20 protein-coding genes and 1 other RNA gene are annotated in these 20,372 nt (G+C 42.1%); 12 read left to right on the top strand and 9 right to left on the bottom strand.

Going from position 1 to position 20,372, the window contains the following annotated elements; genetic code table 11:
* Positions 1-42: 42 nt before the first annotated feature.
* Positions 43-1,965 carry a molecular chaperone DnaK gene (gene dnaK, locus ACXAGQ_RS09860; RefSeq protein WP_475254715.1) on the bottom strand — a complete coding sequence of 641 codons (1,923 nt, stop codon included), beginning with the start codon at positions 1,963-1,965 and terminating at the stop codon, positions 43-45.
* A gap of 209 nt (positions 1,966-2,174) precedes the next feature.
* Positions 2,175-2,798 carry a nucleotide exchange factor GrpE gene (gene grpE, locus ACXAGQ_RS09855; protein WP_475242528.1) on the bottom strand — a complete coding sequence of 208 codons (624 nt, stop codon included), beginning with the start codon at positions 2,796-2,798 and terminating at the stop codon, positions 2,175-2,177.
* Between the two features lie 191 nt (positions 2,799-2,989).
* On the opposite strand from grpE, the gene nadK reads away from it, so the two are divergent.
* The 3 genes from nadK to bamE all read left to right on the top strand — a co-directional run bounded on the left by nadK (position 2,990) and on the right by bamE (position 6,218).
* Entirely contained in the window at positions 2,990-3,871 is an 882-nt protein-coding gene (gene nadK, locus ACXAGQ_RS09850; RefSeq protein ID WP_475253632.1) for an NAD(+) kinase, read from the top strand.
* Positions 3,872-4,054: 183 nt separating this feature from the next.
* Positions 4,055-5,722, top strand: a complete 1,668-nt coding sequence (gene recN, locus ACXAGQ_RS09845; RefSeq protein ID WP_475253630.1) for a DNA repair protein RecN — start codon at positions 4,055-4,057, stop codon at positions 5,720-5,722.
* Positions 5,723-5,861: 139 nt separating this feature from the next.
* Positions 5,862-6,218: an outer membrane protein assembly factor BamE gene (bamE, locus tag ACXAGQ_RS09840; RefSeq protein ID WP_222552896.1), complete on the top strand. Its 357-nt coding sequence runs from the start codon at positions 5,862-5,864 to the stop codon at positions 6,216-6,218.
* 113 nt (positions 6,219-6,331) lie between these two features.
* On the opposite strand, the gene ACXAGQ_RS09835 is transcribed toward bamE, so the two are convergent.
* Both ACXAGQ_RS09835 and ACXAGQ_RS09830 read right to left on the bottom strand, forming a co-directional pair.
* A complete protein-coding gene (locus ACXAGQ_RS09835) occupies positions 6,332-6,658 on the bottom strand; it encodes an RnfH family protein (RefSeq protein WP_475253628.1) in 327 nt (108 codons plus the stop codon).
* Entirely contained in the window at positions 6,648-7,082 is a 435-nt protein-coding gene (locus ACXAGQ_RS09830) for an SRPBCC family protein (protein ID WP_317525120.1), read from the bottom strand. The genes ACXAGQ_RS09835 and ACXAGQ_RS09830 overlap by 11 nt, the downstream gene beginning before the upstream one ends.
* Positions 7,083-7,295: 213 nt before the next feature.
* On the opposite strand from ACXAGQ_RS09830, the gene smpB reads away from it, so the two are divergent.
* A complete protein-coding gene (smpB, locus tag ACXAGQ_RS09825; RefSeq protein WP_475242532.1) occupies positions 7,296-7,775 on the top strand; it encodes an SsrA-binding protein SmpB in 480 nt (159 codons plus the stop codon).
* Between the two features lie 106 nt (positions 7,776-7,881).
* Positions 7,882-8,251, top strand: a transfer-messenger RNA (tmRNA) gene (ssrA, locus tag ACXAGQ_RS09820).
* A 155-nt stretch (positions 8,252-8,406) separates the two neighbouring features.
* On the opposite strand, the gene ACXAGQ_RS09815 is transcribed toward ssrA, so the two are convergent.
* From ACXAGQ_RS09815 to ACXAGQ_RS09805, 3 genes are all read right to left on the bottom strand, one after another.
* Positions 8,407-9,462, bottom strand: coding sequence for a hypothetical protein (locus ACXAGQ_RS09815; protein WP_475253626.1), 1,056 nt, complete (start codon positions 9,460-9,462; stop codon positions 8,407-8,409).
* Positions 9,463-9,524: 62 nt separating this feature from the next.
* On the bottom strand, positions 9,525-9,650 hold the full coding sequence (locus tag ACXAGQ_RS09810) for a hypothetical protein (protein ID WP_475253624.1): 126 nt from the start codon (positions 9,648-9,650) through the stop codon (positions 9,525-9,527).
* Positions 9,647-10,327 (bottom strand): recombinase family protein, encoded by a 681-nt coding sequence (locus tag ACXAGQ_RS09805; protein WP_475253622.1) that lies wholly within the window; start codon positions 10,325-10,327, stop codon positions 9,647-9,649. The genes ACXAGQ_RS09810 and ACXAGQ_RS09805 overlap by 4 nt, the downstream gene beginning before the upstream one ends.
* Before the next feature lie 172 nt (positions 10,328-10,499).
* Between ACXAGQ_RS09805 and ACXAGQ_RS09800 the strand changes: the two genes are divergently transcribed.
* The 3 genes from ACXAGQ_RS09800 to ACXAGQ_RS09790 all read left to right on the top strand — a co-directional run bounded on the left by ACXAGQ_RS09800 (position 10,500) and on the right by ACXAGQ_RS09790 (position 12,832).
* Positions 10,500-11,153: a hypothetical protein gene (locus ACXAGQ_RS09800; protein WP_475253620.1), complete on the top strand. Its 654-nt coding sequence runs from the start codon at positions 10,500-10,502 to the stop codon at positions 11,151-11,153.
* Positions 11,154-11,264: 111 nt separating this feature from the next.
* The gene (locus tag ACXAGQ_RS09795; RefSeq protein WP_475253618.1) at positions 11,265-11,831 is read left to right on the top strand and encodes a class I SAM-dependent methyltransferase; all 567 of its coding nucleotides are present in this window, start codon (positions 11,265-11,267) and stop codon (positions 11,829-11,831) included.
* A 2-nt stretch (positions 11,832-11,833) separates the two neighbouring features.
* Positions 11,834-12,832: an HNH endonuclease gene (locus ACXAGQ_RS09790; protein WP_475253616.1), complete on the top strand. Its 999-nt coding sequence runs from the start codon at positions 11,834-11,836 to the stop codon at positions 12,830-12,832.
* Between the two features lie 635 nt (positions 12,833-13,467).
* On the opposite strand, the gene ACXAGQ_RS09785 is transcribed toward ACXAGQ_RS09790, so the two are convergent.
* Together ACXAGQ_RS09785 and ACXAGQ_RS09780 are read right to left on the bottom strand one after the other, a co-directional pair.
* The gene (locus tag ACXAGQ_RS09785; protein ID WP_475253614.1) at positions 13,468-14,025 is read right to left on the bottom strand and encodes a hypothetical protein; all 558 of its coding nucleotides are present in this window, start codon (positions 14,023-14,025) and stop codon (positions 13,468-13,470) included.
* Between the two features lie 25 nt (positions 14,026-14,050).
* Entirely contained in the window at positions 14,051-15,307 is a 1,257-nt protein-coding gene (locus ACXAGQ_RS09780) for a site-specific integrase (protein WP_475253612.1), read from the bottom strand.
* 281 nt (positions 15,308-15,588) lie between these two features.
* On the opposite strand from ACXAGQ_RS09780, the gene ACXAGQ_RS09775 reads away from it, so the two are divergent.
* From ACXAGQ_RS09775 to ACXAGQ_RS09760, 4 genes are all read left to right on the top strand, one after another.
* A complete protein-coding gene (locus ACXAGQ_RS09775) occupies positions 15,589-16,800 on the top strand; it encodes an integrase domain-containing protein (protein WP_475253610.1) in 1,212 nt (403 codons plus the stop codon).
* Positions 16,801-16,863: 63 nt separating this feature from the next.
* Positions 16,864-18,090, top strand: coding sequence for a hypothetical protein (locus tag ACXAGQ_RS09770; RefSeq protein ID WP_475253608.1), 1,227 nt, complete (start codon positions 16,864-16,866; stop codon positions 18,088-18,090).
* A complete protein-coding gene (locus ACXAGQ_RS09765; RefSeq protein ID WP_475253606.1) occupies positions 18,080-18,523 on the top strand; it encodes a three component ABC system middle component in 444 nt (147 codons plus the stop codon). The genes ACXAGQ_RS09770 and ACXAGQ_RS09765 overlap by 11 nt, the downstream gene beginning before the upstream one ends.
* Positions 18,520-20,364, top strand: a complete 1,845-nt coding sequence (locus ACXAGQ_RS09760; RefSeq protein ID WP_475253604.1) for a DUF3732 domain-containing protein — start codon at positions 18,520-18,522, stop codon at positions 20,362-20,364. The genes ACXAGQ_RS09765 and ACXAGQ_RS09760 overlap by 4 nt, the downstream gene beginning before the upstream one ends.
* Positions 20,365-20,372: the final 8 nt, after the last annotated feature.

Below are 20,372 nucleotides of genomic sequence, written 5' to 3'. Positions count from 1 at the left end.
ACTCCAACGCCCGCGCTCAACTAAGAATAAGAATTAACTATCTTATTTCTTGTCGTCTTTAACTTCTTCGAACTCAGCGTCAACTACGTTGTCGTCTTGCTGCTCTTGCTGTGGCTGCTCGCCGCCAGCTTGTGCCTGCTGTGCTTGAGCCTGCTGCTGAGCGATTTCCATTAGCTTCTGAGAAGCTGCGATTAGCGCTTGAACTTTAGCGTCGATCGCTTCTTTGTCTTCGCCTTTACGAGCTTCTTCAAGCTCGCTTACAGCCGATTCGATAGTTGCTTTGTCTTCCGCTGGAAGAGCTTCGCCTGCTTCTTCGATCTGCTTGCGAGTACCGTGAACTAGCTGGTCAGCTTGGTTACGTGCAGTTACCAACTCTTCGAACTTCTTGTCCGCTTCTTTGTTAGCTTCTGCTTCTTGTACCATTTTCTCGATATCTTCGTCGCTCAGACCGCCAGATGCCTGGATAGTGATCTTCTGCTCTTTACCTGTGCTCTTATCTTTCGCAGATACGTGCAGGATACCGTCGGCATCTAGGTCGAAGGTTACTTCGATCTGTGGCATACCGCGAGGTGCCGCGTTGATACCTTCTAGGTTGAACTGGCCAAGAGACTTGTTGTAGCCCGCTTGCTTACGCTCACCCTGTAGAACGTGGATAGTTACCGCGCTCTGGTTGTCTTCAGCTGTTGAGAACACCTGGTTCGCCTTAGTAGGGATAGTGGTGTTTTTCTCGATAAGCTTAGTCATTACGCCACCCATGGTTTCGATACCAAGAGATAGTGGAGTAACGTCTAGTAGTAGAACGTCTTTAACGTCACCAGCAAGAACACCGCCCTGAACACAAGCACCAACTGCTACAGCTTCGTCTGGGTTCACGTCTTTACGTGGCTCTTTGCCGAAGAACTCAGATACTTTCGCCTGAACCATAGGCATACGAGTCTGACCACCAACTAGGATTACGTCAGTGATGTCGCCTACAGATAGGTCTGCGTCAGCTAGAGCAACTTTTAGTGGCTCTAGAGAGCGCTGTACTAGGTCTTCAACTAGAGATTCTAGTTTCGCACGAGTCACTTTGATGTTCATGTGCTTAGGACCAGTCGCATCAGCAGTTACGTAAGGTAGGTTTACGTCAGTCTGCTGTGCAGAAGATAGTTCGATTTTCGCTTTTTCAGCAGCTTCTTTAACACGCTGCATCGCTAGCGGATCGTTCTTAAGGTCGATACCTTGCTCTTTCTTGAACTCGTCAACCAAGTAGTTGATCATGCGGTTATCGAAGTCTTCACCACCTAGGTGCGTGTCACCGTTGGTAGAAAGAACTTCAAACGTCTTCTCGCCTTCAACTTCGTCGATTTCGATGATAGAGATATCGAAAGTACCACCACCAAGGTCGTAAACCGCGATAGTACGGTCACCGCCCTGCTTGTCTAGGCCGTAAGCCAGAGCAGCAGCTGTTGGTTCGTTGATGATACGCTTAACTTCAAGACCTGCGATACGGCCGGCATCTTTCGTTGCCTGACGCTGTGCATCGTTGAAGTATGCTGGAACTGTGATAACCGCGCCAGTTACTTCCTCACCTAGGAAGTCTTCAGCAGTTTTCTTCATTTTCTTAAGTACTTCAGCAGAAACCTGAGGAGCAGCCATTTTCTGACCTTTTGCTTCTACCCAAGCATCACCGTTGTCAGCCTTAACGATTTTGAAAGGCATGATTTCGATGTCGCGCTGTACTTCTTCGTCTTCAAAGCGACGACCGATAAGACGCTTGATTGCGAATAGCGTGTTTTCAGGGTTTGTTACCGCCTGACGCTTAGCTGGCTGACCAACTAGAGTTTCACCGTCTTGGGTGTAAGCGATCACAGATGCCGTTGTGCGCTCACCCTCAGCATTTTCAATTACACGTGGCTTGTCACCATCAAGTACTGCTACACAAGAGTTAGTTGTACCCAAGTCAATACCAATGATTTTACCCATCAGGCTTTCTCCGAAATTCATTTAGCTTACTTGCCAGCCCGTTACCATAACGCCACTGACAGCGCGGTTTCACCCGCTGAAATTGATTTACGATGTCGTATGACTACTAGATAAGGGCAGCCAAATTGTTTTCAAGGGCGACAACGAAAAAAAATCAAAAAAAATTAAAAAGCCCGCTCGAAGCGGGCTTTGCTCAATCGCTATCCCGCTTATGCCTGGGTATCGATGTTGCCAGCCGCAGCCTTAGACACCATTACCATTGCAGGGCGAACCACGCGGCCATTCAGCTCGTAACCCTTCTGCATCACCAACATCACAGTGTTTGGCTCGTGCTCGGCGCTTTCCTGGATAGACATCGCCTGGTGGAATTCAGGGTTGAAGGCTTCACCGATAGGGTTAAGCTGCTTCAGGCCGAATTTCTCGACCGTACCCATCATGGTCTTCAGGGTTAGGTCAACGCCTTCAACCATTGGCTTGATAGCTTCATCATTCTTGTCTGCCATTTCGATAGCACGTTCCATGTTATCGATAACCGGCAGTAGCTCTTCAGCAAACTTATTCAGAGCAAACTTACGTGCCTTGTCGATTTCTTGCTCGCTGCGGCGACGCATGTTTTCAACATCGGCACGGGCACGCAGAACACTGTCTTGCTGCTCGCGTACTTTCGCTTCACTGGTTAGCAAAGCCGCTTCAAGCTCAGCGATGCGTGCTGCCTGCTGCTCTTCAAGGGTCATTTCAACTACTTCTTCCTCAGCAGATTCAGTTTCAACCGCTTCAACAGTTTGCTCTTGCTGTAGCTGTTCGTCCTGTACTTTTTTCTCTTCGTTGCTCATGCTTTCGCTTCTCCGCCAAGATCATGGTATTCAATGGAGGATAGAATAATCAGCTCTATCCAAAAAAACTCGCTTATGCGCATATTATGGGGATGAAGTTCAATGATTCAAGCCGATATCGCTCACAATGCGCGACAAGTGTCTAATCCTGACGCTATACTGGGCATCTCTTTATTTGTCGGATCATGGACATGACACGCGTTTTCCAGACTATCGCGATAATTGGCAAACCCCGCAACCCCGAAGCCTTGCAAACCCATATGGGCCTCTACAAATGGCTGGTCGAGAAAGGCTATGACGTACTTGTTGACCACCGACTGTCCAACGACTTGTCATTGCCCAAAGCCGTGTTCTGCGACTTATTGACCATTGGTGACAAAGCCAACTTGGCGATCGTGGTTGGTGGTGACGGCAATATGCTGGGTGCCGCCCGGGTACTGTCACGCTTCGATATTGCGGTGATCGGTGTCAACCGCGGAAGCCTAGGTTTCTTGACCGATCTCGATCCCGATGCCTTTGAAGAGGAGCTCGAGCAGGTACTCAATGGCGAATATGTGGTCGAAAAACGTTTCTTGCTCGAAGCGGAAGTCCACCGCCACGGTTTGATCAAAAGCCGCAACGCCGCCCTCAACGAAGCTGTGTTGCACCCGGATAAAATCGCCCACATGATTGAATTCGAGGTCTACATTGATGACACTTTCGCATTCTCGCAGCGATCCGATGGCCTGATCATCTCGACCCCGACAGGCTCAACCGCTTATTCCCTATCCGGTGGCGGCCCTATCCTGTCATCCGAGCTCAATGCGATTTCACTGGTACCTATGTTCCCGCATACCCTGTCATGCCGACCACTGGTAGTCGATGGCAACAGCCGGATAAAACTACTGGTTTCGCCGACCAATGGCAGCACGCTGGAAGTCAGCTGCGACGGCCAGGTGTCCCTGCCTGTCAGCCCCGGCGATGAGATCCATATCTACCAGAGCCCGGAAACCCTTCGGCTGATCCATCCAAAGAATTACAGCTACTATGAAGTACTCCGGGGCAAGTTGGGCTGGTCGAGCCGTTTGTTCTAGCGAAAAACACCTCAGTTAACGAATTCTGAAGCCAACCCTGCGGTTGGCTTTTTTATTGCCAATTTTCAGAACGTTAACCTAAATCAAGCTTTGTTGGAAAAATTTCACCAACAGTACTTTACTGTATGTAGATACAGTATATACTGTATGAAAAAACAGGTGTTGATTTAAACAGGTGAACACATGCTGGCTCATATGACGATCTCAAACTTTGCTATTGTCAAAAACCTTGAATTTGAACTTAAACCGGGAATGACCACCATCACCGGTGAAACGGGTGCAGGTAAGTCTATTGCCATCGATGCACTTGGCTTGTGTTTGGGTGATCGCGCCGAAGCCTGCATGGTTCGCCCGAACGAAGACAAAGCAGAAATCTCTGCCGCCTTTTCATTGCTCAACAACCAAGCCGCCCGCCGCTGGCTGGAAGACAACGAGCTGATTGACGGTGACGAGTGTATCCTGCGCCGCGTCATCACCAAAGAAGGCCGTTCTCGTGGGTTCATTAACGGCAGTCCAGTACCGGCCTCGCAGCAAAAAGCGCTGGGCCAACTGCTAATCAACATCCACGGTCAGCATGCCCACCAGCAACTGATGCGCCCTGACTACCAGCAGCAGATGCTGGATCAGTACGCCGGCCACCATCAATTGATGGAAAAGACTCGCAACCACTATCAGCGCTGGCGCCAGGCCAACAACGAATACAAGCGTTTGGTTCAGAACCGTGAAGAGAACGAAGCGCAAAAACAGCTGATCCAGTATCAGGTCAAAGAGCTCAACGAGCTGGCTTTGGCCGAAGACGAGTACGCCGAGATCGAGGAAGAGCACAAGCGCCTATCCAACAGCGGCGAGCTAGCTGTATCAAGCCAAAACGCCTTGGCGATGCTGTATGACAACGAAGATTGCAACGCCCTCAACATGCTGCAGTCAGCATGTCAGGAAGTCGCCAACCTCGGGGAAATCGACAGCAACCTAAGTGCTATTCCGCAAATGCTCGAAGAAGCCATCATCCAAGTACAAGAAGCGAGCCAGGAGCTACGCAGCTACCTCGATAACATGGATATGGACCCTCAGCGCTTGATGTACCTTGAAGAGCGCTTAGCCAAGATCATGTCGCTTGCCCGCAAACACTACGTGATGCCCGAAGAGCTATACAACAAGCATCAGGAGCTGCTCAAAGAGCTTGAGAACCTTGATTGCAGCGATGAGCGCTTGGAAGAAATCGCCGAGAACGTCGAATGCCTGCGCCAGAAGTTTCTGGCTAGCGCAGAGAAGCTAAGCAAGAGCCGCCAACGCTATGCCAAGGAGCTAGACAAAAAGATCTCCGACAGCATGCACCAGCTCAGCATGGAAAACGGCGTGTTCAAAATTGATGTCCAGAGCGATACCGAAGGTATGCTCAGCCCGCTGGGTTTCGACACCATCACCTTCTTGGTCTCGACCAACCCGGGGCAGCCGTTGCAACCGCTGGGCAAAGTGGCCTCCGGTGGTGAGCTGTCACGTATCTCGCTGGCTATCCAGGTGATCACGGCGCAGAAAGTCGAAACCCCTAGCCTTATTTTCGATGAAGTCGATGTGGGTATCAGTGGACCGACCGCTGCCATCGTCGGCAAGATGCTGCGCACCCTGGGCGAGTCAACCCAGGTAATGTGTGTGACCCACTTGCCGCAGGTTGCTGGTTGTGGCCACCAGCAGATGTTCGTGGCGAAGAAATCCAGCAAGGGCCAGACTGAAACCAACATGTTCCCGCTGACACAGGAAGCCCGTGTTAACGAACTTGCCCGACTGCTTGGCGGTAGCGAAATTACCGAACGGACACTGGCAAACGCAAAAGAACTGCTTGTTGCGGCATAAATAGAATAAACTTAATGGGCAGTGCAACTAAATGGTTGTACTGTAGTCTCAATTACAGTTTTTTTCTTTACTGCTTTTTTACTTCTGCTCGGGTGTTGTTTATCATCGCTGCAGAATAAAGCGAACTTGCCGGGATGCTATGAGTTGGAAGAACCTTGCTGCCGTGACTTTGGCGGTCAGTTTATTGGGTGGCTGTTCAGTCGTTGAACGACTGGTTTACCGAATTGATATTAACCAGGGTAACTACCTGGAGCAGAAAGATATCGACACCCTTCGATACGGAATGAACAAAGAGCAGGTGCAGTTTGTACTAGGCTCGCCAATGCTGGTAGAACCTGAGTACCCAGATACTTGGTACTATGTTTATTACCACAAGCCGGGCCACGAAGAGCCGCAACAGAAAAACCTGATCCTGAAATTCAATGCCCAGAATCAGCTAACCAGCCTTGAGGGGGACTACGAGAAAAGCCCTCAATTCATGGAGCAATTCAACTAAGTACTCATTCAACTAAGTGCTAAAGTTGTTCGGGAACAAATTGCTGGTTGTCAGAAAACAAAAAGCTCGCCAATGGCGAGCTTTTTCATGTTTGTCTCTATGGAAACACTAAATTAGGCTTTCTCTTCTTTGGCAGCCAGAGCCTCTTGCTTGGCTTGCTCCGCTCGTTTTCGACGGATCTCTTTAGGGTCGGCCAGCAACGGACGGTAAATTTCAATGCGGTCACCATCATGAACCGTTGCATCGAGCTTCACGTTGCGGCTGTAGATGCCCACCTTGTTTTTCTTGAGGTCAATCTCCGGATACATTGCTAGCACCCCGGATTGCTCGATGATCTGCTGCACCTGCATATCCGGCGTCACTGTCACGCGGATCACCTTCTGCACGTCAGGCAGGGCATACACTACCTCTACGTGGATCAGCCTTTCTTCAGAAGTCATAAATCTCTCGCGCACGCTGGGTAAATGCAGACACCATGTTGTTGGTCAAATCGCGGAATACCTTGCCGAACGCCGCTTCCACCAAGCCATTGGTAAATTCAAAGTCCAGCTTAAGTTCAACCTTACACGCTTCGGCATCGAGCTCGGTGAAGTGCCAACCACCGACCAAGCGGCTGAATGGACCATCGACCAATTGCATGGCGATCACACTACCGTCAGTCAGATCATTACGTGTCACAAATGTCTTCTTAATCCCGGCCTTGGACACATCCACCGAGGCCATCATATGCTGTTCGGAGCTTTCTAAAATTTTGGTACCCGAGCAGCCCGGCAAGAATGCAGGGTAGGATTCAACATCGTTAACAAGTTCAAACATTTGTTTTGCACTAAATGGTACTAATGCAGAACGGCTGATCTGAGGCATAGCTTCTCCTTACGGTTAAAACGTGCCGCCTGTCCTAGGATTTGTGCGCATTGCAGGTGAAAACCTATGACAAGGACAAGCCCAATGATACCATTACTGAGCTAACAGCCAAAATAAGCGTGTTTATTGACTTCATCTCATTGATTTATAAATAGACACTTTTTCGACCAGCCCAATTATCTGTGGCTGGGACAGCAACATTCAAGAGTATTTATGGCAAAGAAAAAACCAAAGCAAAGTAGCAATACTATTGCCAAGAACAAAAGCGCCCGTTTCGAGTTCGCGATCAGCGACGAGTACGAAGCCGGCATGGAGCTCCAGGGCTGGGAAGTTAAAGCGATCCGCTCTGGTAAGGTAAACATCTCGGAAAGCTACGTGTTCCTGCGCAACGGCGAAGCCTTCATTTCGGGTGTGCAGATCACCCCACTGAACGCCGCGTCGACCCACGTAGTGGCCGATCCTACCCGTACACGTAAGCTATTGTTGAACCGCCGTGAAATCGACAAGCTGATGGGTGCCGTTAACCGCGATGGCGAAACCATCGTGGCTCTTTCCATGTACTGGAAGGGTTCATGGGTTAAACTTAAAGTAGGTACGGCAAAAGGTAAGAAACTACACGACAAGCGTGCCGACAAGAAAGACAAAGATTGGGCACGTGACAAGGCGCGTATCATGAAGAGCAGCTTGCGCTAATAGTCTTTTCCCAACAGTGATTTGATGGATTTTCATCCATAAGAAACGCACTAGTAGGGAATTGTATTGACGCTAGGTGAAATTCTGTTACCATCGCCTTAACTCTGGGGCTGATTTAGGATTCGACAGGATCACGAAGGCTTGTGGAGCATGCCGAGGTGCGGTTGGCCTCGTAAAAAAGCCGCAAAAAAATAGTCGCAAACGACGAAAACTACGCACTAGCAGCTTAATAACCTGCTAAGAGCGCTCCTGCCCTAGCTTCCGCTTGTAAGACGGGGACCAACAGGGGTTCAAACCCAAACAAGATAGCGAGGGAACCTTCGACCAGAGAGGTGAACCGCGAAATAGAATTCTGGTATGTATTGGCATGGCGTGTCTTTCCGCAGTGCTCTTACGAGAATATAGAAAGACTAAGCATGTAGCGCCATCTGTTAGACTGATTTTGGACGCGGGTTCAACTCCCGCCAGCTCCACCAAACGTTTGGAAACGGTGTCATATCAATAGTTTAGGCTATTGTATGGCACCGTTTTTGTATGTGCAAGTGTCACACTTGGTGTCACATTTCTTCGTCAATATCTGTCCAAGCTATTAACCACACCCCTTTGCTTCAGCACATATACGCATTCTCTGCTATTGAAAAGATAACTTTTTCAACTTGTTATAAAAATACCAGCATGCATAGAAATACGGACACATTGTTGATAGTAAAATAAAGTGTTCAGCAAAGCCGACCCAGAAGCCATTCCAGTTAAAGCTACTTGCACCAGCCAGAACTTCCAGTGCAATAAGAGGTACACATACTCCTAGTGCCAAAATAAAAACAATAAGTCTTATAACAAGCAAGCTCCATTGCTTTATCTTAAATCTTTCATTGTACTTCTTGTACTCATTCAGAACTTCGGAAAGGACAGGTACAACTTGCTGTTCGTACTGCATGACTTTCTCAAAATAATAAGTGACTATTTCAACAAAGTTTGTCGTTGTAGTTGGATGCTCATAAACACGCCTTGTCATCTGATCGACCATTTCTTGAGGTGCTCCCTCAGGAAGAGAAGCTATCATTCGTTGGTGTTGTTCATCCCTTCTCTGATGCTCTTCAGCTTGTTTTATCGCTGTATACCTGTTTGCTAACTCAAGAATGGATAAATGCCCAGTTTTCCAACACCATGACAAGTATGAGATGCGGCTTTGCATCTCACTTAGTCTATTAATATCAAAAGGTTTTTTCTTTTGTTCTTCAACTTTATCTGTGACCCCACCAATGTGTACCATCGACTTGCCATTAAAAGGGTAAGTGGTAAATACATAATGCAGCATCAACATTAAGTCACTAGCAACTTTAGATACTTCTTCTGCCGTTGGTTCTCGGTGATGACCTACGTCATACCCATATTTAGCTTTTGTATCCAAATGAGAAAACATCGTTGTAGCACTGTGCAATACATCACGACTACACTCATCCCAGTTTAATAACCCATCCTCATTGAGGAGGTTAGTGTGTGAGCCTCCAATAAAGTTATTAGGAGTTCCAAATGCTTCAGCCTCCTTTAAAGTTTTCTCAACTTTATCCTTAGCCTCTTGAACCTTTTGAAAAGCGAAAACAGCAAATGCAGAGAAAAAAGCTGCAACGACACCAATAACAGTTACATGAATAGCTGGTAGTGACTCTAGAATAGGTGAACTCATGAATACTCCTTGATAAGCAACAAGGTTATTATATGAGCATCGACTTCCTAAGTCGCTAAATACTATTCACTTTCTTGTTCTGTCTCATCTATCTTCTTCTCAGGGCTAAACCCAATATCAAGCAGTTCGTTGTCATCAAACCCTAGATGTTTGTTAATGACTTCATTCAGCACACCTAATGGCTTCATTGCTTCACTCCCTTGTTGAACCTACGCCATGTGGAGATAGATACTCCCGCCAGTTTGCACGCTTCTATTTGAGATAACTTGTTTTCATCTATCAGCTTGTTGGCTTTCAAGCATTTATCCACTGTTTCTTGAGTTTGTTGCTTCCCTTTGAACTTGTCCTTGTTCTGCGAAATGCCTTCAGCTTGACGACGACGACGGTCTTCATAGTCCTTTGACGCCATAGCAGCAAGGATATCAAGCATCATACTGTTGATACCTTTCAATACAGCCTTCATTACGTCGTTGGTTAGTTCATCTGATACTGGAGATAACACCTGATAGCTAGTTGGCAAGTCGATAGCGACTACTTGAACACCATGTAACTTGAGCTTGTCCTTTAGCTTCTCCCAGTCCTCTGTGGTCATACGAGTAAGGCGATCAACCTGCTCTACTAGTATCACATCACCATCTTCAGACTCATCAATGAGCTTATTTAACTCAGGACGGTCATATTTACGACCACTTTCATTTTCGACGTAAAACTGATGGATGACTTGATCATGTGAATGAGCAAAGTCTGTAACGTACTGTTTTGCACGTTCAGCATTTTGTTCATCTGTAGATGCTCGTAGATACGCTCTTAACTTCATTTCCCGCCCTATTGGTTCTTTTGAATACTTATAAGAACTATAGTTCATTTAAGTTATGAATCCAACTATAAGAACCAGGATGGGTCATAGTTATTTTGGTTAGACCTATGTGACCTACCCAAAGTAACGAGTTAATACTCCTTACAACTTACATGCATACTATTGCTGTTTCTTTTATAACCATATATAGTACGCCGGACGGTAAAATATAGGTAAAATGATGAATAAACAAACATTAGCTGCTCTAGCGATCATGACATTATCTGGCTGTACCTCGATGAAATATAACGGTGCGCTAACTGATGTTCAGAAAGTTGACTACCCAGAGAAGGGACAGGTTGTAACTGCTTATATTGGTGAGCATCTTGTAGAAAAAGGGACTATATCAACTACTACAGTGCTTCGTGTTCACAACAGCATCGATGGTGTTAAGCGTGATATCCCAGCAGCCGACTATGCTCAACTAGGGAACGATAAGGACTACTACTACTTTTCAGCTCAAGGTGTAGTCGCAGGCTTGTTGTCAGACCCAATAGCAGGTATGCGTGTTAAGAAGAATGACTTATCTCAAGTCTGTGTTTTAACGACAACTGCAATTGAAAGTTGTTATGCTGGGAACTTAACCTTTGAGAATAAACAGTCTGAGCAGGGTAACTCTTTTCAACAAACTCTCATTTATAGCGGTCGTGTAGGCGACAAAATAAACATTGGCTACCGTGAATTTTCAAATGATCACGCACGTCCTGCCTTTAACAATGAAGTAGAGTATGACCTATCGAACTCTAATGTTATTGGTTACAAAGGTGCAGTTATTGAAGTTTTGAAGGCAGATAATAGCTCGATCACATACAAACTTGTACGTAACTTCAAGTGATATCAAAAACGGCACTTACATCTATTGTATGTGCCGTACCCTCCCAATAGCTATTTAGGTGCTGATAGTCAAAAGTGATAAGATAAGAAAAAACGCCACCATACATAAGCTATGTACTACGACCAAAACGCTGAAGACTTCTTTTTATCGACCATTGATGTCGATATGAACACTCTTTACAAAGAGTTTTTACCTCATGTTCCACCTCAAGGAACCATCCTAGATGCTGGTTGTGGTTCTGGCAGAGACAGTAAGTTTTTCATAGAGCAGGGCTTCAAAGTTAGGTCTATGGATGCAAGCAAAACCCTTGGCGAGATGGCTGCAAAGTACATTGGACAAGATGTTGAAATAACTACCTTTCAAGAGTTCATATCACAGGATAGTTTTGACGCTGTATGGGCATGCGCCTCACTTTTACATGTTCCATTGGTAGAGCTAAAACAGTGTTTCAACAACTTAAGCCTGAACTTAGTGAATGGAGGTGCCTTTTATTGCTCTTTCAAGCTTGGTACTGATGAAGTTGAGAGAAATGGCCGATCATTCACAAATCTTGACTTAGAGCGTTTAACACAGGTACTTCCAAGCCAACTTACAGTACATAAGCACTGGATAACTAGTGACTTAAGGCCAGGGCGAGAAACCGAACAGTGGCTCAATGCACTTCTGATAAAAGGATAACTATGTTTAGTGATGAAGATACATTAAAGGGTATTATCTTATATGGGCTCAACAATGCTACGTACAAAATGGCATTGGGTAGCACTCTCTTAACGGCTTCATCAGAACAAAAAACTATCCTTGAGTGGGAGGACTTATCCAAGCACTACTTCGATCTTTACTTAAAGCGTCTCACAGATAACCCAATGCCTCAGCAGGGCAACGCTAGTAAACGAACCTTAATGGAGCGGATAGTCAAAGAGTATCAGCTAGAAAAAATATCTTATCAACAAGCACTTGAGCTAGTTGCTAAAGATGCTTTCGAGCATGTAGTGCCTCGTTTCCAAACTATTGGTCGTAACAAAGCTCTAGTTTCTGATCGCTTTTACGAGATAGACTTTGGTCGTCGCTTGATACTAAAAGACCCACTCTTAAACTTGTCAGATACCCAAAGAACCCAAGCATTTGAAGAAGTGAATGCTCGTTGGGGTATTTTAGAAGGTGCATTTTCATCTGCTCAAACTAACTTCTCACTGGCAAATGACATAAGAGAAGTTTACTTGAAGGATGGGTATGCCAGAAAGTCTTTAACTAACAACATCCCATTCCTACAAGGCTATCAAGGTAATACTTGTTTTTACTGTGGGGAGGAGATGGGGTCTGATATTCATGTCGATCACGTTCTTCCTAGGCAAGTACTTCAACACGATGAAGTTTGGAACCTAGTTTTGTCTCATGGAGAATGTAACCTACAAAAGCTCGATAAGGTTGTGGGTGAGCACTTCATAAGAAAGCTGATAGCTAGAAATGAAAATATCATGGGCAGTAACCATCCTTGGAAAGCCAAAATATCTGATGCTCTAGGAAACACTCCAAGACAAAGAGCTACTACCCTCAAATATCACTATGACAATGTAAAACAAGTCCTTGGGAACTACTATTGGGGTGGCTTTCCATCATATAACCCTGAGACTGACTTGTTCTACAAACGACTTATCACTGTGTTAAATAATAAGGTTTAATATGTTCAAAAGTAGTTCTGAGAAGCACTCTTGAGAGAGGGGGGGCACCCCCCTAAAAAATATTGCCCTATGTTGTTTATTTCCATATGACTGACAAAAAGTCTAAGTTATAATTTTCAACAACTTACAGAGAAATGCAACTTATCTAGAGCTATTTACCCTGAGTAGTCTTTTGATGTTTTCATCATATTAATGGTTCCTTTTTATATTGATGGGTTACATATTTCATTCACCGTCATCACGTACCGTGAATATGGTTCGGTGAAAAACTCACTAACGAAACCAAGAACTACGATGCGTTAGCATCGTGCAAACCAACGGTTTGCTAAGTTCCTATCATAGTTGCTTATATTTTTTGACTTCACTTCGTGAAGTAGAACACAGACACTTCGTGTCTGGTTACTACCTCTCATATTGAGATTTATAACCAAGCCTCAAACTATGAACGCACCAATAGCTCGGTACGAGTCAACGTTCAATAAGAAACTCAAGTCGCTATAGTTTATATATACGAGAGTTTTCATAATAAAAAGCAAAGAAAACAACAAAAATAGATAATAAACAACAACTTAAGAAAAACAATAAAGAACAACACTAGGGGTAGGTGTTGCTACTTTCAGTTTCACCTACCCCTACTATTCAGTCGCTTTTTCATATATGACATGAAAACTATCTTCAATAAGACCAACCCAACTCAAGCTATCTCCGATGCCGTCTTTGTATTTTATTATCTTGATAATAATGCTATTCGGATCTTTCTTTCGCCCTACTCTAAAAAACTGCAAGTCATACTCATAGCGGATGTTATGTTCTACTTTTAAGTTCTGCTCTGCCACCAGCTCACGAATACCATTAAAGAACTTTTTTGGTTTCCTGTTTAGAGGCTCAATGACCTTGGAATAGCCTTGCTTGCTAATAGTTGCAGCAGAAGCAGTAAATACTTTTCGACCTTCACAAACTTCTTCATAGCTACTTATTGTAGGAGTTTGCTTCCTGTCCAAAAAGCTCTCAAGACTATCCAAACCACTTAAGAGCTTATCTCTTTGAGACACAAGCTTGCCCTGTATAGCATTGCCCTCCTCAAACTCCTCAAAAGTTGCTGGCTCGAACTTACTTTTAAAACCACCTCGTGCTTCATCATTTTCACGGAGCTTCTGCCTGACTACTTTGAGATGGTATAACTTATTTTCCATGCCCTCTCCTTCAAGATGCTTTGAACTATATAGTTTTATGATCATAACTGACACATTCAATAGCTTTGTGCAACAAGACTATAGAGTAACCTTTTCCATATCGACCATAAGTCTCTCCAGACTGAGCATGACCGAGTACAGCGCCAGCTATCGAGACATCTACGCCTATCTTCATCATTTTATCGGCTACTGTGTGTCTATAGCTGTGATAAACAGCTTTACACTCTCCAAGTTCATCACATAAAGCAGTTTGAAGAAAACGCTCGTTGAACCAACGAGATGCATTCTTACCATATCCATCTCTGGAAAATGACAACTCAGGCATTAAGCGTTCATGCCCTTGAGCTTTTAGTGCATCGGAATACTCAAGTAAGCCAGCTTCCAGTATCTTTGGATGGATAGGAACATAACGAACCGAACTAGGTGTTTTGACTCTTTGATCCACTCGTTCATCAGTCACCTTAAAACACCAAATATTTTCATGCTGGTGGATGTCATCAAGATACAACTGACACACCTCATTCAACCTCATACCTGAGTACATACCAATGAGCGTTAGCCATTGATAGTAATCTCTTTTTTGCATACCACTGATAGTGCCTAAACTAGCTTCTCGTGACTTTTCTAGGACAACTAAAGCTTGTTCATCGGTAAATGCCACACGCTGCTCCTGTGCTCTCCTGGAGGCTTTGAGAGACATTCCTTCGAATGGGTTGATGGGTGAATAGCCATGACGAACTAACCATTTGCAGATATATCCGTATAGCTGCAAATGTTTATTCACTGTAGCTGCTGCCAAACCTTTTGACAGAAGCGAATTTTTGATCTTGTTAGCTAACTGTCTAAGGTCTGAGGAATGATAACTTTCAAGGCCAGATGCTTTAGGTATCCATGTATAAAGTAGCTGGATCTTCCGAATAGCATCTTCTTCGCTTTTGTTAGTCCATACCTTTTCAAGTCTCTTTTGAACCAACCACTCATCAATACACTTAGATAACTTGAACCGAATCGTTCTAGCTTTGCGCTTTGGATGACTTGAGAACGCTTTGCCATCACGAATAGAGGTATGAATACTCTTGACCTTCTCAACTGCAAGAACAGCATCTAGGGCTATATCAGAGGAAAAATAATGATGAACCTCATTATCTATTAAAGCCGATAGATAACTGGCTTTTCGTTTACATTTTGTCTTGAGAGAAGTCCGAACCGAACGGTTTTCGACTAATGAACTTGGTAGTTTGCTCTGTGCGTAATACACACTATTTCGTTTTAAAAGTGTCACAGTTGGTGTCCCACATGCAGTAAAAGTGAGACACCGCTTCCCCTAAGTCAGCAATAAACGCCTGACAAAATGACAGTTTTTTGGACGCGGGTTCAACTCCCGCCAGCTCCACCAAACGTTTGGAACGGGACGTCTTAGGACGTCCCGTTTTAGTATCTAAACCCCTCCCAATCATTAAGTTATCTAATCTTAATGTCTCATGTTGTCTCACAATATCTTGCTGCTTTAATACCCAATCATTTACCCTGAAGACATTGGGTACATTATTTTGGGTAAATCAAATGGCACGGATGACCAAACCTCTTACCGATAAAGAGATCAAGAGCTCCAAAAAAAGAGATAAAGAGTATGTACTGTCTGATGGACAAGGCCTACAACTCCGAGTTATGCCAAATGGCACACAAGCATGGCGTTTTGTCTATAAATGCCCTGATACTGGAAAACAATCTCGATTGTCCCTTTCTAGTTACCCGAAAGTCTCTCTAGCTAACGCGAGAAAGGCTGCAAATGAAGCAAGAGAGCTTGTCGCCCGTGGAATCGACCCCAAAAAGAATCAAAAAGAAAAACAGAGACAAGCACAGCTAGACGCAAATGGAACGTTACTCAAAGTCGCTACAGATTGGATGGAAGTTAAAAAATCAACCATTTCTGAAGACTATGCATCTGACGTATGGCGGTCATTAGAGCTTCATGTATTCCCCTCACACGGAAACACACCAGTAAAAGAAATCACGGCTCCAGCTATGATAGAGACATTACAGTCCGTACAAGCTAATGGCTCACTAGAGACTTTACGGCGGCTCTGTCAAAGGCTGAACGATATAATGACCTATGCGGTCAATTGTGGAGCCATCCACTCCAATCCACTTCAAGGTATTAAAGCAGCCTTTCTCAAGCCTCAAAAGAAGCACATGCCCACGATTCCCCCAAGTGAGCTACCACACCTCATGACAAACATCCACAACGCCAATATAAGGCGTATTACACGCTATTTAATACACTTTCAGCTACATACTATGACTAGAGCTAGTGAAGCAGCTGGAGCTCGATGGGAGGAAATCAACTTTGAGGATCGAGTTTGGATTATTCCAGCAGAGAGGATGAAAATGAAAAGGGAGCATCGAATCCCGTTATCCCAGCAAGTTATTGATTTATTGCATGATATTAAGCCTATATCCTCACATCGCGAGCATATATTCCCGTCAGATAAAAACCCTTTGAAGCATCGAAGTGAACAAGGGGCAAATGCTGCAATAAAAAGAATGGGTTATGATGGAGAACTGGTAGCACATGGTATGCGCTCCATCGCTAGTACTGCAATGAATGAGCATGGATTTGATCCAATGCTCATTGAAGCGTGCCTTGCTCACGTAGACAAAAATGAAGTCAGACGCGCATACAATAGAACTGACTATCTTGAAAGAAGGCGAGAGCTAATGGAGTGGTGGAGTACGTACATAGTTGATGCACAACAAAAAACAATACAAGCGTGAATGATTATGATGACACTATAAGGTAGAATTTCTCCCATTCTTTTTCAATGATGAGATAGTGGGATGGTTTCAACCACAACACAAGCAGATATAACCTCAGCAGATAAGACTGGTATTGGCTTCGATTACCAATACTATTTTTTCTTGTGGAAACTATTATCACTTGAAATTGGACAAACAGTCGGTCTGGAGTGTAAAGATGATGTGCATACAGATCTAGCTGATGATGTTCAGATTCTCTATCAAGTAAAACACACAATTAAAACATCAGAAAAAACTAAAAAGCCATCAAACTTAACGACATTTGATATTGATCTTTGGAAAACTCTATCAAATTGGTCGAAAGTGATCACCGATACTAACGCTTCACGTTCGACACAGAATGAGCAGATAAAATTTATAGATAAAACTTACTTTGTACTCGCTTCAAATAAATCGGAGTCAAGTGATAATGAATTTGCAAAAATAATCAAATCACTACAAGAAGGTAAACTCACTATAGAGGAGGCAAGAGAAAACCTAAGCTCTCTAAAAAACAAAACTAAATCTGATGTAATAAAGAGATATTTCGATGACATCCTAATGATTCCAAACCAAGTACTTAAATGTTTTTTTGATAAAATTTCATTTCAACTCGAAGAAAATGACATCTTTGATAATTGCTATAAATCAATAAAATCAAAAATGATACCAGAGTCAAAAATATGCCAAGTATTTAGAGATATTGACTCAGCAATTAGGAAGGATAATTTTATAAACATAAAAAAAGGAGAAAAGATATTTATTAGCTTTGATGATTTCTATAGAAAGTACAGTAGATATTTTGATAATGCACGAAATGATTCTCTACAAGTATATACTTTTAATGAACAACTGCCTAAAAACCTTCAAGACCAACTTTTTTTAAAGCAGTTGTTAGAAATAGAAGACTTTTGCCAAGATGATATTGAAACAATGGCAGAGTATACATCTCATATGTTAAAAATAAAAAGAAATTTATCTAACTGGAAGGATAATGGTGATTTAACATACGTAGAATTAGATACGATTAGAGAAGATAGTATTCAAAGGTGGAAAAATATTTTTAGAAAAAAATATCGTAGAGCACCTAAAGAAGAAAAGGCAAATGAAATAGCTATAGAAGTTATTGACGAAACTCGAGATATAAAAGTCAATTTTTCTGATTTGCCAGAAAATATTATCCTGTCTAATGGATATTATTATTACCTATCAGATATTCCAACATTAGGTTGGAGATATGACTGGGATAAATATAAAAATGAAAAATAAAATCAACCATAATTTTCCCATATGTGTACTGGCACTGAACTCAGTATTACAACATACAAAATCTTTGCCTATGAATAAAGTTTTATTAGTTTACCCTCTACTCTATCAAAAAGAACTACTTTCATATCTATCTAAAAAGAATAATGAAGTGAAATCTCTTGATAAGTTAATAATAAACAACCCTCAATGGTTTTCTAACTTTGATGATATTTTTTATGACCAAATAAACCCAACAATTAATGCTGTTCAGTATATGTATCAAATGATGCATATAGATATAGTTAATGGTGATATCATATTAAAAAAAGAGATGCCCTATACAAAAGAAATGGGGAAACATGTAGAAAAAATTTATAAAGCATCTTTAAATGTTTCCAACATTATTAAAGATCCATCAGACAAATTATATCTAAATTTAAGGGTAAGTTTATGATTTTTAGTATATCAAAACTTATAATTTGGTTTAAGAATGGGACTAAAAGAGAACTAGAATTCTTACCAAATAAAATTAATGTTATTACAGGTAGAAGTAACACAGGTAAGTCTGCAATATTAGAAATAATGGACTACTGCTTTTTTGCTTCTAAATTTAAATTTTCACAAAGCCAAATTAATGAAAATGCAACTTGGTATGGATTAGTAGTTAGTTCAAACGGAAGTACTTATAGCTTTGCTAGAAAAGCACCATATCAATCTAAAGTATCTGCTGAATACTACTTGTCATCTATCGGGGAAGTGCCAGAGAAACCCACAAATAACACTAATGAAAAAACAGTCAAAAAGTTATTTGAATCTATTTTTTCTATAGATAGCAACGCAAAGATTGAATATGGGGGAAGTTATATTAAACCCGGTTCAAAGATATCGGTTAGATATTTCCAAATGTTCAATACTATCTCTGGCGATATTATTGAAAATAGCTCTGGTGTTTTCTTTGACAAACAGAATGATGATAGATACAGAGAAGCTCTCCCTCGAATATTCGACTTAGCAGTAGGTATTGAAACTGTAGGTAATGTGTTAAAGAAAGAAAAACTAGATAAGTTAGAAAAAGAATTATCAAGGATAGAAAGAAAAAATAAAAGAATAAATGACAAAAGAAGTGACTTTATAAATGAAAGAAGCGCTTTGATAAAAAAAGCCAAAGAGTATTCAATTATTAACCCAGATTTAAACGATGATGAATCTTGGAAAAATATATTAAATATTGACATAGAATCAGAACTCCGTCCTGAAATAATCGATAACCGAGAACAATTAGAGCAACAGTACTTCAAAGAATTTAATAAAATAAAAAAACTAACAAAATTCCAAAATGAGTACGATCTATATAAGAACTCACTTCAAAAAATTGAAGATTCAATAAAGCCTGTTGATTATTTGAGGAGTCATGACTCTGATCTGATTAAAACTTCAATATTTGAAAATATAACCAGCCATTTATCTGATCAAATTAAGAGTATTAAATTAGAGAGAGTTAAGCGAACTCCTCTTAGCTTGCAGGTTAACGATGAAATAAATAACTCAAAGATAAAGCTTAAAGATATTGAAGAAAAATTAAAATCTCAACCATCTGAAGTATACTCTTTCTCTTCACTTAAAGAAAAATACTTCTTTATGGGACAATTACTAGCTAAAGCTAACCTATATAATGATAGCACATCCTCATACGTTGATTTAGATAAAACCAAAATTGAAGATGAAATAAAAAACATTAAAGTTGATGACACATCAGAGAAAAAAGAACTAACGATAAAAGCTATTGAAGAAATAATTTCTGAATATATTGAAATGGTAGGAACCTCACTTGAAAACTATCAAGGTTATCAACCATATTTCAAATATAAGGAAAAAGCACTATCATTAAGAAAGCCAAAGTCAACATTTGAAGAAAATGTTGGTAGTAGTTCAAACCAAATGTTTTTACATTTGTTCTTTATGTTATCTATCCATGAAGTAATCAAAAATAACCATTCTAGTTTTGTTGCACCATACTTAATTATTGATCAACCAAGCAGGCCATATTATGGCGACGAGTCTGATGATGAAAAAAAGTTAGATAGCAGTGATGAGGCAAAGATCAAAAAGGCATTTAAGCTTCTTGATGATTTTATATCAAGGCAAATAGAATTGAATAGCAATTTCCAGATGATTGTTTTAGAACATGTACCTAAAAAAATATTATCTGAATATAAAAATGTTAATATAGTTGAAGAGTTTAGGCATGGAAATGCATTAGTGCGTGAAGAGAACATAGTAGAAGATATAGAGTAATAAAGAAG

This window comes from Photobacterium sp. ABD4_091 (genome assembly GCF_056160145.1).
The sequence above is the reverse complement of the archived record's forward strand: the minus strand, read 5'-3'. Positions and strand labels throughout refer to the sequence as shown.